9 protein-coding genes are annotated in these 14,171 nt (G+C 70.1%); 6 read left to right on the forward strand and 3 right to left on the reverse strand.

Going from position 1 to position 14,171, the window contains the following annotated elements:
* Positions 1-11 precede the first annotated feature (11 nt).
* Positions 12-1,229: a nucleotidyltransferase family protein gene (locus CSC71_RS04005; RefSeq protein ID WP_162373053.1), complete on the reverse strand. Its 1,218-nt coding sequence runs from the start codon at positions 1,227-1,229 to the stop codon at positions 12-14.
* Entirely contained in the window at positions 1,204-2,709 is a 1,506-nt protein-coding gene (locus CSC71_RS04010; RefSeq protein WP_162373054.1) for a B12-binding domain-containing radical SAM protein, read from the reverse strand. The genes CSC71_RS04005 and CSC71_RS04010 overlap by 26 nt, the downstream gene beginning before the upstream one ends.
* 115 nt (positions 2,710-2,824) lie before the next feature.
* Here CSC71_RS04010 and CSC71_RS04015 point away from each other — a divergent pair, with 115 nt between their 5' ends.
* The 4 genes from CSC71_RS04015 (at position 2,825) to CSC71_RS04030 (ending at position 7,627) form a co-directional block, all read left to right on the forward strand.
* The gene (locus CSC71_RS04015; RefSeq protein ID WP_162373055.1) at positions 2,825-3,799 is read left to right on the forward strand and encodes a phosphoenolpyruvate carboxykinase (ATP); all 975 of its coding nucleotides are present in this window, start codon (positions 2,825-2,827) and stop codon (positions 3,797-3,799) included.
* The gene (locus CSC71_RS04020) at positions 3,774-5,519 is read left to right on the forward strand and encodes an ATP-binding cassette domain-containing protein (protein ID WP_162373056.1); all 1,746 of its coding nucleotides are present in this window, start codon (positions 3,774-3,776) and stop codon (positions 5,517-5,519) included. Before CSC71_RS04015 ends, CSC71_RS04020 begins: the two co-directional genes overlap by 26 nt.
* A gap of 69 nt (positions 5,520-5,588) precedes the next feature.
* Positions 5,589-6,494: a ZIP family metal transporter gene (locus tag CSC71_RS04025; RefSeq protein WP_162373057.1), complete on the forward strand. Its 906-nt coding sequence runs from the start codon at positions 5,589-5,591 to the stop codon at positions 6,492-6,494.
* Positions 6,495-6,823: 329 nt separating this feature from the next.
* Positions 6,824-7,627 carry a hypothetical protein gene (locus CSC71_RS04030; RefSeq protein ID WP_162373058.1) on the forward strand — a complete coding sequence of 268 codons (804 nt, stop codon included), beginning with the start codon at positions 6,824-6,826 and terminating at the stop codon, positions 7,625-7,627.
* Between the two features lie 31 nt (positions 7,628-7,658).
* Here CSC71_RS04030 and CSC71_RS04035 read toward each other — a convergent pair whose 3' ends face one another.
* Complete coding sequence (locus tag CSC71_RS04035; protein WP_425501916.1) at positions 7,659-8,900, reverse strand: lytic murein transglycosylase; 1,242 nt, start codon at positions 8,898-8,900, stop codon at positions 7,659-7,661.
* 168 nt (positions 8,901-9,068) lie between these two features.
* Here CSC71_RS04035 and CSC71_RS04040 point away from each other — a divergent pair, with 168 nt between their 5' ends.
* A complete protein-coding gene (locus tag CSC71_RS04040) occupies positions 9,069-9,434 on the forward strand; it encodes an I78 family peptidase inhibitor (protein ID WP_162373059.1) in 366 nt (121 codons plus the stop codon).
* Positions 9,435-9,624: 190 nt separating this feature from the next.
* Entirely contained in the window at positions 9,625-14,097 is a 4,473-nt protein-coding gene (gene gltB / locus CSC71_RS04045; RefSeq protein ID WP_162373060.1) for a glutamate synthase large subunit, read from the forward strand.
* Positions 14,098-14,171 lie beyond the last annotated feature (74 nt).

Raw genomic sequence — 14,171 nt, forward strand, 5'->3', positions numbered from 1 at the left:
TGCGTGCATGCTCAAGGCGCCAGGACCGGGGATTCCATGGCCGCGCGCACCGCATACAGCATGTCCATGCGCGGCACCGGCCGCGTCAACCAGCGCAGCGCGCGCCGGCCCAGGCTCATCGTGGGCCAGCGCTGGCCCTGCAGCCACAACTGCGTGCGCACCATGTCGTCGCGTTCCTGGATGGTTTCCTGCGACGGCCTGATGCGGTTCTTCAGGTAGCGGCCCGCGTCGCCGGCGGAGCGGGACCATTCCATGCCGGCCAACGGATGCAGCCACAGTTCGGAACAGGAGACCCGGGTCATCGTCTGGCGGCGCGAGAGCGTCCGCAGCAGGAGCGGGCACTGCCGCGAGAACCGCGCCAGCACGTCGCCGGGAACCGCGCCCGGGTAATAGCGGTCGACCATGCGCAACGGCGGCAGCGCCCACCAGAACGAACCGTCGTCGCGGCCGCCATCGACCTCGCGCCAGTCGTCCGCGGTCATCGCGGCGCACAGCAGGGCGATGTCGTGCAGGTGCATCAGGCGCAGGTTGCGGTTGCAGATGCTGCCGGCCGCATGCAGCAGCAGGTGGCTCATCAGGCCGCCGGTGGATGCGTAGCCGTTCAGGCCGGGCCGTGCGTCCGCCGGGTAGACGCGCCCGGTGACGTCGGCGACCGAGACCGGCAGCCGCTCCTGGATGCGGACGTGCAGCTCGATGTTGACCGGCATGTCCCAATGCTCGCCGAGGCCGGGCACGGGCTGGCTGTCGGCCGGCTTGAACACGCGGTGCTTCCATTGCGCGTACGCCTCCTCGTAGCCGATCGCCCGCAGCATCGCGCCCGCCGCCCCGGCATCGCTTTCGCAAACCAGCAGGTCGATGTCGGCCATCGGGCGTTCGCCCTGCGCATACAGCCCCATGGCCTGCAGCGCCGATCCCTTCAGGGCCACCACCGCCAGGCCGGCCGCGCGCGCGTCCGCATCGATGCGCTTCAGCATCGCCTTGATGTGCCGCTGGCGGCATTCGACATGCGCGTGCTGGTCGCGCAGGAAGCGCTGCCATGGGGTGTGCTGCCAGCGGCAGCGCCCGCTCAGCACGGGGGAAACGCCGTGCGCCGCGGCCACGGCCGACGCCAGTCGCCACTGGATGCCGTCCCATGCCGGCGTCTCCGTCCCCGGCCGCGCCAACTCCAGCGCCAGCGCCTCCGTGGCCCGCGACAGGCCGGCCTTAACCGTCTTGAGTGGCGGCAACATAGATCCCTTCCCGTGCAGGGTGCTTCGTCGGGGCGGCGGTGGCGCCGGGATTGCGGTGATCGCGCTCGCTGGCGATCAATGCGTCCCAGCACGCATCGAGGCCGATGCGGGCCTCGTGGTATTCCCGGGTCGCAAGGCGCTGCCGCGACTGCAGCAGTTCGACCTGTCGGTGCAACAGGTCGCGAAAGCGGCGGTAGAACTCCGAGTCGTAGGCGCCGCGGAACATCATGGCCAGGTCGCCGCTGTCCTTCCAGTGCGTTTTCCTGCCCAGCTGGGCCCTGACTTGCTCGTAGAAGCGGGTGCCCGGGAGCGGATAGGAAACGCTGACCCCGATTTCGTCCGGCGCCGTGCGCGCCACCAGCGCGCGGGTCGCCAGCAGGTCCTCCAGCTGCTCGCCGAGGTATCCCAGCTGGATGAAGAAACCCACGCGGATGCCGTGCGCGCCGAGCCGCTCCCGCGCGGCGACCAGTTCCTCGATGGACGTGTCCTTGGACATCGCGTCCAGGATCCGCTGGCTCCCGCTCTCCGCCCCGATCCACGCCTCGACGCACCCCGCTTCCCGGAGCGCGGCGGCCATCCGTTCGCTGATCATGTTGGCGCGGATCTGGATGGTGAAAGGCACCGCGCCATCCAGTTCCGCGAGGCGCTCCGAGAACTCCCTGAGCCAGTCGACGCGGAAGCCGAAGATGTCGTCCGCCATCCAGATGTGGTCGGGCGCGTAGGCGCGCTTCAGGAAGCTCATCTCTGCGGCGACGTCGCGCGCGCTGCGTTGCGCGTAGTGGTTGCCCCAGATCGGCTTGGAACACCAGTTGCAGCGGAACGGGCAGCCCCGCGACGCCACCATGTTCAGGCTGAAATAGCCGTGCCGCTCCCGCCACAGGCGGCGATAGCGCTCGATGTCGACCAGGTCCCATGCGGCGTCGCCGGAGAGCTGGCGATCCGGCGGCAGCGCGCCCACCCGCGCCACTTCCGTGCGCCCATCCACCAGGGACGCCACGCCGGAAACGCCGGAAACCCAATCCGCCGCAGCGACGTCCGGGTCGCGTTCGAGGCGCCCGACCAGCTCGCGCAGGGCGGCGATGCCCTCGCCGACCAGTACGGCATCGGCCCCGGCCTCGAGCAACCGCCCGGGCCGGTCCGAGGCATCCGAACCGGCGACCACGACCCGGGTCCCGGCCGCGCTTGCCATGGACACCATCCGGCAGGCGGCCTCGTGCATGCGATCGAGGCACATCTTGGTCAGGAAGTTGAAATTGTCCTCGTACAGGACGACCAGGTCCGGATCCGCGCCGCGCAGCGCCTCCGCGTACGCTTCGACGCCATCGGCCAGCATCGCATCGAACAGCGTCACCTCGTGCCCCATCTGGCGCAGCATGGCCGCGACCTGCAGGGTGGCGAGCGGCGGGTACGGCTTGCCGCGGTCCCACTGCTTCTGGTCGAAGCGGAGGAAATAGGAGTGGGCGAGCTGGATCCTGAGCATGTCCGGGGTAGGTTCCCGGCGGCCGGCCAATGGTTGCCTGCGGGGGCACGGCAACTTTTCCGCGCCGAAGCCGCACCCACCGGTGCAAGGACCGAATCCCCGAGCGATGCACAGCATGATGACCGCCAGACGGCCGTGCCTTGCCAGGCACAAGCAGCTCATGGGTGGACGGTTCCGCTTCCGCAGCGAAAGCGAGGCGCTGCTGGACGTGGTCGAAGCGGCCTACGCCGGGCACGCCCCGCACCGCTTCCCGCAGGCAGGCCCGGAGCTCGATGTCGAGTTGCGCCTGCTGCCGCGACGGATGCCGGCGGCCGGCGAACCGCCGGCCGTCCGCACGCGACTGGACGGCGGCATCCTCTGCGGGATCATGGACGAGCACAATTACGTGCTGGTTTCGCCGCAACAGCGCCGTGCGCAGGTCGTCGCATCGGCGGACATGCTCGACCATCCCTACCACCTGCGCTACGAGCTGGTCGAATTCGCGGTCTTTCTCCTGGCCGCGCGCTGCCAGGGCCTGGTGCCCGTGCATGCCGCCTGCGTCGGCCGCGACGGGCGCGGCCTGCTCCTGCTCGGCGAAAGCGGCGCCGGCAAGTCGACCCTCGCCCTGCACAGTCTGCTGCGGGGCCTGGATTTCCTTTCCGAGGACGCGGTGTTCGTCCGGCCGGACGGCATGCTGGCGACCGGCGTCGCCAATTTCCTGCACGTGCACGCCGATGTCCTGCACGGCATCGGCGACGACGCGCGGCGCTGGATCGCCGGTTCGCCGGTGATCCGGCGCCGCAGCGGCGTGGAGAAGTTCGAGGCCGACCTGCAACGGGCGCCCGCGGGCACCCGCCTCGCGGCGACGCCCCTGCAACTGGTCGGCACGGTGATCCTTTCGCGGCACACAGCCGGCGGTTCCCGGGCGGAACTGGCGCCCGTGGCCCGCGAGGATGTCGCTGCCTGCCTCGTGGCCGACCAGGCCTACGCCATGGCCCAGCCGGGATGGCATCGCTTCGAACAATGGGCCCTGGGATCGCCGGCCCATCGCCTGCAACGCGGTCCGCACCCGGGGAGCTCGGTCGATGCCCTGCAGCGACTCCTCGGCTGACGAAGGCCGCATCGTGTTGCGCGCCTTCGCGGGCACGCTGACCGGCCGCGACTGGCTCCAGGTGGCGGCGTACGTCCTGGCATCGCTGCTGGCGGCGTTCGCCGGAAGCCTGGCGGCCCTGTTCCTCGTGCCGCTGATCCAGCCTGGGCCGGTGCTGCCGTTCGGCGGCGGCATCCTCGGTTCGCCCGGGAGCCTCGAGGCCGATGCGGCGCTGTTCGCGGCCGCCGCCGGCCTGTTCGCGCTGTCGCGATGGTCCGCGGCCTGCCTGGGCGCGCGGCTGGCGGCGCGCTACGGCATGTTCCTGCGCCGGAGGGTCCACGCGCGGCTGGTCCGCGCGAAGCTCGCTGCGCTGGCGGATTCGACCTCCGCCGAGATCGCCAACGTCCTCACCTATAACGTCGAAATCATCGTCAATGGCTTCAATGCGCTGCTCCAGCTGCTGGTTGCGGTCCTCACCACCGTCGTGACGCTCGCATTCGCGTTCTGGGTGTCGCCGCCCCTGGTGCTGGCGTTGCCCGCGTTCGCGGCCCTGGCGTGGATGGCGACCAGCCTGTTCGGCCGCGAACAGTCGCGCATCGGCCGCCGGTACGTCGCCGACATGACCCGCCTGTTCTGGCGCGGCGAGGACTTCCCGCGGCGCTTGCGCCATGTCCGTTCGTTCGGGCGGCAGCAGGCCGATCACGCCGCCTATGCGGACATGGCGGCGCAGCTCGGGCGCGGCTACAGGCGCCGGTTGGAACTCGCCGCCCATGGACGCCTGCTGCTCGAGTTGCTGGCAACGGCCATGATCGCCGCGGCCTTCGTGCTGGCCCATCGCTGGCATGGCATCGACCAGGCCGCGCTGGTCGCGGTGAGCCTGTTGCTGGGGCGCCTGTTGCCTTACCTGGCATTGACCCGGCAAGGCGTGCAGCAACTGCGTTCGGCCATGCCGGCATTCGAGCTGTGGCAGCGCTATGTGTCGCTGGAGGCGGACCGGACGCCACGCGCGCATGACGCGGACGGCGATCTGCCCGCCCTGCGCATCAGGCGGATGCGCCTGCCGCGATCGCTCGTCTCCCTCGAGGTTCGCGACCTGTCCCTGGCGCCCGGCGAACTGACGCTGGTCTGCGGCGGCTCCGGCATCGGCAAGAGCTGCCTGGTCGACATCCTCTCGGGCATGATGGCGCCGGCGGAATTCGAGGCGGACATCGCCGGGCAGGAAATCGGCTTCGACCGGTACCGGGCGCTCGTCGGCCGGAGCGCCTACGTCAGCCAGCAGGTCCGTCCCTGGCACGCGAGCGTGCGCGAAAGCCTGCTCTGGGCCGCGCCCGAAGCGAGCGAGGCGCTGATGTGGAGCGCGCTGGCCGATGTCGGCCTCGACAAGCGACTGCACAGGAGCGGGTACGGGCTCGACACCGCCCTGCAGGATTCCACCAGCCGGTTCTCCGGCGGCGAGCTGCAGAGGTTGCTGCTGGCCCAGGTGCTGTTGCGGAAGCCGACGCTCGCCATCCTGGACGAAGCGACGGGAGCGCTCGATACCGCCTCGGAACGCGAGGTCCTGTCCACGCTGCGGATCCGCCTGCCGCGAACCGCCCTGGTCGTCGTGTCGCACCGGACCGGACTGGCGACGATGGCCGACCAGTCGCTGGAAATCGACGGCAGCGGCGTGGCGGCCGCGGTTCGCCATCGACAGTCCGCGGAACCGGGGCACGGGCCGGCCGCCCTGGCCCTGGAACCCTAGCCGGCACCTGGCCGGGCCGACGCACGCGGGAAGGGTAGACTGGCGGTCGGCACCCCTCGCTTCCCGACGATGAACGAGCAACCCGCCAACTCGCCCAACCCGGCGCATTCGCTGCGGCGCTGGTTCGGCACCGCGATCGTGCTCGGCGGCGCGGCGGTGATGGCCGCGCAGTTCCTCGCCTTCGCCCGCAGCAGCGACGTCACCTGGAACGCGCTGGTCGGCGGCTGCGTCGCCGCGCTGGCCACCGCGTTGGGCACGTTGCCGGTGCTGTTCTCGCAGCGCCTGTCCGAACGCATGCAGGACACCCTGCTCGGCTTCGGCGCCGGGGTGATGCTGGCCGCGTCGGCGTTCTCGCTGATCATCCCCGGCCTCAACGCGACGCGGAACGCAGGGCTGTTCGGCGGCGGCGGCTGGGCCGCCGGCGCGGTGATCGGCACGGCGTTGCTGCTCGGCGCCGGCACGCTGATGCTGATCGACCAGCTGCTGCCGCACGAGCACTTCATCAAGGGCCGCGAAGGCCAGAGCCCGGGCAAGCTGCGCCGCACCTGGCTGTTCGTGTTCGCGATCATCCTGCACAACCTGCCCGAAGGCCTGGCGATCGGCGTCGGCTACGCCGGCAACGATCCGCTGCGCGCCTACGCGCTGGCCACCGGCATCTCGATCCAGGACATCCCCGAGGGACTGGTCATCGCGGTCGCGCTGCTGGCCGCCAACTACAGCCGCTGGCTCGCGGTCGGCATCGGCATGGCCTCGGGGCTGGTCGAACCGCTCGGCGCGGTGCTCGGCGCCGGCATCGTCAGCCATTCGGCGTTGCTGCTGCCCTGGGGCCTGGGCTTCGCCGCCGGCGCGATGCTGTTCGTGATCAGCCACGAGATCATCCCCGAATCGCACCGCAAGGGCCACGAGAAGTTCGCCACCGCGGGATTGCTGGTCGGCTTCGTGCTGATGATGCTGCTGGATACCGCGCTGGGCTGAGCCGGCCCGCGGAACCGGCGGCGTTGCTTTACTGCGGAGCGCCTTCAGGACCTTCTCCCGCGACGCCCGTTGCCAGGCGAGCCGCAGCTTAAGCCGGCCCTGCAGGAGACGCGGCCGGCCATCGGCTTGCTGTGGCACCGATGCCGGGCAACCGCGACCCGCACCGAATCAACGCTGGAAACCATGGCCGGCCCCGATTGCCCAGGTCGTTAGGAAAGTAACGAGCGCCCGGCAAGCCCGCGAAAGATGGGCGCTGCTTCTGTCGCAATCGCTGCGCGCCCGGCCGTGATCGGGCGCGGGCCCATCGGACGACCGGGAGGCCGATCGCCATGTCCACGAACCACGCACAAGCGCTTCATCTGTCCGCCAATCCGCTCGCGTTGGCGGTCGACCGCTGGATCTGGGTCTTCATGGCGGCCTTCTTCATCGCCATCACGCTGACCGGATTCATCCCGGATTCGATCGTGAAGATCGAAATGGTGCGGGCCGGCATGCGCCCGCCGTTCCCGCTGGTGCTGCACCTGCACGCCATCCTCATGGGCGCCTTCCTGCTGTTGCTGCTCGCCCAAGCCACGTTGATGGCGACCGGCCGGCGCGACCGGCACATGCTGCTGGGGCGCACGGCCTTCGTGCTCGTGCCGGCCATCGTGGTCGTCGGCTTCATCCTGGTTCCGACCATGTATCAGCAGGTCTGGCACGGGATGCAAACCGCACCACCGCCGGTACGCGAGCGGCTCCGGGAACTGTTGCTTTTCCTCGACAACATCAAGCTGTTCCAGATCCGCGCCGGCATCCTGTTTCCCGTCTGCATATGGCTGGCCTTGCGCGCGCGGCGGACCGACCCCGGCTTCCACAAGCGGATGATGTTCCTGGCCACGGCCATCCCGTTGCCGGCGGCGATCGACCGGATGACCTGGTTGCCGTCCACGCTTCCGGCCAGCCCGTTGGCCTCCGACCTCTACATGCTGCTGGCCGTGTCGCCGATGTTGCTGTGGGACGTGATCCGGCAGCGGACGGTACATCGGGCTTACTTGGTCTGGCTGGGCCTGTTCCTGCCCTTCGCCGTCGCCGTGCAGCTGTTGTGGGACACGGCAGGCTGGCATGCGTTCGTGGCGCGGATTTTTGTGCCCTGAGATTTCGCAAGTCGGGCTGGCTGCCGACGATTCAGCGCGGCAGCGCCACCGGCGGACCTTCGCGGACCAGTGCGTCGAGGATCCTGTGCCCGGCGCGGCCATCGGCCGGTTGCAGGCCGAGGCGTTGCTGCTCGACGACGATGGCGCGGCGGCTCAAGGGTCCGATCGCGCCGTCGACTTCGCCGATGTCGTGGCCGCGGGCGAGCAGCAGGATCTGCAGGTGCTTGCGTGCGGCGCGGTCGAGGCCGGGATCGTCGGTCGGCCACGCACCCAGCAGCGGGCCAGCGCCACGCAGGCGGTCGGACAGCAGCGCGATCGCCAGCGCGTAGCTCTCGGCGGCGTTGTACGAATAGATCGCATCGAAGTTGCGGAACACCAGGAAGGCCGGGCCGGCGACGCCCGCCGGCAGCAGCAGCCCGGCGGCTGCGTCGCTCGCCGGCAACGGCGTTCCGTCCGCGCGCGTCACGCCGCGGCTGCTCCAGTCGGCGACCGGGCGCTTGTTCTTCCGGCCCGCGTCCGCGGCGTCGAATCCCGCCGGCAGCTTCACTTCGTAGCCCCAGCCTTCGCTGGGGCGCCAGCCGTTGCGGGCCAGGTAGTTCGCGGTCGAAGCCAGCGCATCGGGCACGCTGCCGACCAGGTCGCGGCGGCCGTCGCCGTCGAAATCGACCGCGATGTCCCGGTAGGTACTGGGCATGAACTGGGTGTGGCCGAACGCGCCGGCCCACGAGCCGAGCAACCCGTCCGCCTGCAGGTCGCCGGACTGCAGCAGCGCCAGCGTCGCGAACAGTTCGCCGCGGAAGTACGCCTGGCGCCGGCCACGGCACGACAGCGTCGCCAGCGACTGCAGCAGCGGGCGCTTGCCGAAGGTCGTGCCGTAGTCGCTTTCCACGCCCCACACCGCGACCACGGTTTCGGCGTCGACGCCGTATTGCGCCGCGACCCGCGCCAGCGTGTCGGCGTGTTCCCGCAACTTCGCCTGGCCGTCGGCGATGCGTTGCGCATCGACCAGCACCGCCAGGTAGTCCCAGATCGGCGTGCGGAACTCGGGTTGCGCGTCGAGCAGTTGCAGCACTTCCATTTGCGGCTGCAAGCCGGCGGTGAAGCGGTCGAAGGCCGCCGCGGACACACCGCTGGCCGCCGCCTGCCCGCGCAGACCGGACAGGCAGTCGGCGAAAGCCGCGTCGCCGGCCCATGCCGCGGCGGAAGAAAGCCACAAGGCGGCGCCCGCCAACCGCGCCGGCATGCCGGCCCCTGTCGTATCCGTCCGTTCCATCGCGTCTCCATCTCCATGCGGAAAACCCGGGGCGACATCCATCGCCCAGACCTTCCTACGTCCGTGCGCCGCATCATGCAGCATGCGGGGCGCTTGTGGTTTACTCTGCGGCAACGGCGCGTGCAGGGATGTTCGGCCAACCTTCATCCATCATCCCGGAGCGTCCCGATGATCCGACTGCTGTCGCCTGCCGTTGCCCTTCTCGCATTCAGCCTTGCCGCCTGCACTTCGCCGGAACCGGACGAACAGGAACAGGCGTTGGCGCAATCCGAACAGCGCGCCGCCGAGGCCGCGCAGCCGGCGGCGAGCGAGCCCGCTCCCGCCGACGCGGGCAGTTGCGATGCGCTGCAGGCGCAGTGGACGGTCGGCAAGGCGGTCGGCGAAACCGAACTCGAACAGGCGCGCAAGGACGCCGGTGCGGCCAGCGCGCGCGTGCTCAAGCCCGGCCAGCCGGTGACGATGGAGTTCAACGCGGCGCGGCTGAACATCGAAGTCGACGACAAGGGCATCGGCGTTTCGGTGCGCTGCGGCTGATTTTCCGGCGCCCCGGAATTCCAATGTGAAACCACCTTCTCCCCGCTTGCGGCGGGGGAAATGCGGTTACTCCTGCAACAATTGCGGCACCGCACCAACTGTGTTTTAGTGCGGTTTTCCCGACGTTTCCGCGCGATCCCTCCCGGTGCGCGCGGCGTTGTCGTCCCTGCCGCTCGAGGTTGCACGCACCATGGTTCCCAGCCCTCACCGCCCGCTTGCACGCCAGCCGGGGCTCTACGACCCGAACGACGAACGCGATGCCTGCGGCTTCGGCATGATCGCGCAGCTCGACGACCAGCCGTCGCGCGCGCTCGTCGACACCGCCATCGCCGCGCTGTCGCGCATGACCCATCGCGGCGGCGTCGCCGCCGACGGCCTGACCGGCGACGGCTGCGGCCTGCTGATCCGCAAGCCCGATGCCTTGCTGCGCGCGCTGGCGCGCGAGGCCGGCATCGCCGTCGGCGACCGCTACGCCGCCGGCCTGGTGTTCCTGCCGCGCGACGAGGCGCAGGCCGCGCAGTGCCGCGCGACGCTCGAGGATGAACTGCGCAAGGCCGGCGCGGCGTTCCGCGGCTGGCGCGTGCCGCCGACCGACGATTCGGTGTGCGGGCAGCTGGCGCGGGAAACCCTGCCGCGGATCGAGCAGGCGTTCGTCGACGCCGGCAGCGGGCAGGACGACGACGCGTTCGCGCTGGCGCTGTTCCTGGCCCGCCGCCGCGCCGAACAGCGGTTGCGCGGGTTCGCCGACTTCTACGTGGTCACGCTGTCGCCGCACGCGATCGGCTACAAGGGCATGGTGCTGCCGGACAAGCTGGCGCTGTTCTACCCGGACCTGCAGCGCAGCGAACTGGCCAGCAGCGTGATCGTGTTCCACCAGCGCTTCTCGACCAACACCCTGCCGCGCTGGCCGCTGGCGCACCCGTTCCGCCTGCTCGCGCACAACGGCGAGATCAACACCATCGAAGGCAACCGCCGCTGGGCGCAGGCGCGCAGCAAGGTGTGGAAGACGCCGCGCTTCGACATGACCGAGTTCGACCCGATCATCCCGATGAAGGGCTCGGACTCGCAGAGCCTCGACGCGATGCTGGAACTGCTGGTCGCCGGCGGCATGGAGCTGATCCAGGCGCTGCGCATCCTCGTTCCGCCGGCGACGCAGTCGCTGGAATTCAAGGACGCCGACCTGGCCGCATTCTACGAGTTCTACGGCCTCAACACCGAACCGTGGGACGGCCCGGCCGGCATCGTCTCGATGGACGCGCGCTACACCGCGTGCATGCTCGACCGCAACGGCCTGCGCCCGTCGCGCTGGCTGCTGACCTCCGACCGCCACTTCCTCGTCGCCAGCGAAGCCGGCGTCTGGGAACTGCCGGCCGAACGCATCGTGCGCAAGGGCAAGCTCGGCCCCGGCGAGATGATGGCGATCGACCTGAAGCGCGGCGACCTGCTCGACACCGAGGCCGTCGACCGCATCAACCGCGGCCGCGCGCCGTACAAGCAGTGGCTGCAGAAGGGCGTGACCTACCTGCAGACCGAGCTGATCGACCCATCGCTGGCCGAGGAGCCGTTCGACGAGAAGACCCTGCGCAGCTACCACAAGCTGTTCCAGCTCACCGACGAGGAAATCGAGCATGTGCTGCGCCCGCTGGCCGAGGCCGAGCAGGAAGCGACCGGCTCGATGGGCGACGACACGCCGATGGCGGTGCTCAGCCGCAAGAGCCGTCCGTTGTACGACTACTTCCGCCAGGCGTTCGCCCAGGTCACCAACCCGCCGATCGACCCGCTGCGCGAAGACTGCGTGATGTCGCTGACCACGCAGCTGGGCAGGGAAACCAACATCTTCCACGCCGGCCCGGAGACGGTGAACCACGTCATCCTCAATTCGCCGGTGCTGAGCCAGCGCAAGCTGCGCCAGCTGCTGAAGATGCCGCAGTACGCGGACAAGAACCGGCTGGTCGACCTCTCGTACGCGCCGGAGGAGGGGCTGAAGGCGGGCATCGAGCGCATCTGCCGCGAAGCCGAGCAGGCCGCGCGCGACGGCATCGTGATGCTGCTGCTGTCCGACCGCTACCCGGTGCCGGGCCGGCCGATGGCGCACGCGCTGCTCGCCACCGGCGCGGTGCACCACCACCTGTGCAGGGTCGGCCTGCGTTGCGACGTCAACCTGATCCTGGAAACCGGTACCGCGCGCGACCCGCACCACCTCGCCTGCCTGCTCGGCTTCGGCGCCACCGCGGTGTATCCGTACCTGTCGTACCAGACCCTGTTCGACATGGGCCGGCGCGGCATCCTCAGCCTGAAGAAGGCCGGCGAACAGCGCCAGATCGGCCGCAGCTACCGCAAGGGCATCTACAAGGGCCTGAGCAAGATCATCTCGAAGATGGGCATCGCCACGATCGCTTCCTACCGCGGCGCGCAGCTGTTCGAAATCGTCGGCCTCGATCCCGAAGTGGTGGAGCTGTGCTTCCCCGGCACGCCCTCGCGGATCGGCGGCGCGGGCTTCGACCTGCTCGACGCCAAGCAGCGCGAACTCGACCGGCAGGCCTGGAACGACCGGCACCAGCCCGACGTCGGCGGCCTGATCAAGTACGTGCACGGCGGCGAGTACCACATGTACAACCCGGACGTGGTGATGGCGCTGCAGCGCGCCAGCCGCAGCGGCGAGATGCGCGACTGGCAGGCCTACGCGGACACGGTGAACAACCGCCCGCCGTCGGCGCTGCGCGATTTCCTCGGGCTGAAGCCGGCCGCCGTGCCGACGCCGCTGGACCGGGTCGCCGACGCGTCCGACCTGCTGCGCCGCTTCGACACCGCGGCGATCTCGCTCGGCGCGCTGTCGCCGGAAGCGCACGAGGCGCTGGCCATCGCGATGAACCGCCTCGGCGGCCGCAGCAACTCCGGCGAAGGCGGCGAGGACCCGGCGCGCTACGGCACCGAGAAGCGCAGCAAGATCAAGCAGGTCGCCTCGGGCCGCTTCGGCGTCACCCCCGAATACCTGGTCAACGCCGAAGTGCTGCAGATCAAGGTCGCGCAGGGCGCCAAGCCCGGCGAGGGCGGCCAGCTGCCGGGGCACAAGGTCAACGACCTGATCGCGCGGCTGCGCTACGCGCGGCCCGGCATCGGCCTGATCTCGCCGCCGCCGCACCACGACATCTATTCGATCGAGGACCTGGCGCAGCTGATCTTCGACCTCAAGCAGGTCAACCCGCAGGCGCTGGTCTCGGTGAAGCTGGTCTCGCACGCCGGCGTCGGCACGATCGCCGCCGGCGTGGTCAAGGCCGGCGCCGACCTGATCACGATCTCCGGCCACGACGGCGGTACCGGCGCTTCGCCGATCAGCTCGATCCGCTACGCCGGCGTGCCGTGGGAACTCGGCGTCGCCGAGGCGCACCACGCGCTGGTCGTCAACCAGCTGCGCGAGCGCACCATCCTGCAGACCGACGGCGGCCTGAAGACCGGCCTCGACGTGGTCAAGGCCGCGCTGCTGGGCGCCGACAGCTTCGGCTTCGGCACCGCGCCGATGATCGTGCTCGGCTGCAAGTACTTGCGCATCTGCCACCTCAACAACTGCGCGACCGGCGTGGCGACGCAGGACGAGCGCCTGCGTTCGCAGTACTTCACCGGCCTGCCCGAGCGCGTCGAGAACTTCTTCCGCCTGCTGGCGGAGGAAGTGCGGCAGTGGCTGTCGTACCTGGGCGCGCGTTCGCTCGACGAGATCGTCGGCCGCACCGACCTGCTCGAACAGATCGACGCGTCGCCGCGCGCGGGCGTGCGCCTTGACCTGTCGCGGCTGCTCGCCGGCGCGCATTTCGACGGACTGTCGTGCGCCGCGCAGCGCCTGTACGAATCGCCGGATTCGCTGGCCACGCAGATGGACGGGCTGCTCGCCGAACCGATCCGGAAGAAGAGCGGCGGCGACCACCGCTTCCTGATCCACAACACCGACCGCAGCATCGGCGCGCGCCTGTCCGGCGAGATCGCGCGCCGCCACGGCAACCACGGCATGGACGACGCGCCGCTGAACCTGCACTTCCGCGGCACCGCCGGGCAGAGCTTCGGCGCGTTCAATGCCGGCGGCCTGCACCTGGAACTGGAAGGCGAGGCCAACGACTACGTCGGCAAGGGCATGGCCGGCGGCCGCCTCGTGCTCCGCCCGCCGCGCGGCGCGCGCTTCGAGGCGCGCAACACCCCGATCCTCGGCAACACCTGCCTGTACGGCGCCACCGGCGGCGAGCTGTTCGCCGCGGGCCGCGCCGGCGAGCGCTTCGCGGTGCGCAATTCCGGCGCGCTGGCCGTGGTCGAGGGCGCCGGCGACCACTGCTGCGAGTACATGACCGACGGCGTGGTGCTGGTGCTGGGCAAGGTCGGCCTGAACTTCGGCGCCGGCTTCACCGGCGGCCTGGCCTACGTGCTCGACCTCGACCGCGACTTCGTCGACCGCTACAACCACGAGCTGATCGACATCCACCGCATCTCGCCGGAAGGCTTCGAGAACTACCGCCAGCACATCCACAAGCTGATCCAGCGCCACCGCGAGCTGACCGGCAGCATCTGGGCGCAGCAGGTCCTCGACGAGTTCCGCGACTACATCGGCAAGTTCTGGCTGGTGAAGCCGAAGGCGGCGAGCATCGAGTCGCTGGCCGATGCCTTGAGGCGCGCCGCGTGATGGCCCCCGTAGGAGCGGCGTAAGCCGCGATGAGGCTTTCATGGGGAAGCCCGGTCGCGGCTTACGCCGCTCCT

Source organism: Pseudoxanthomonas sangjuensis (genome assembly GCF_010211755.1).
Lineage (GTDB): Bacteria > Pseudomonadota > Gammaproteobacteria > Xanthomonadales > Xanthomonadaceae > Pseudoxanthomonas_A > Pseudoxanthomonas_A sangjuensis.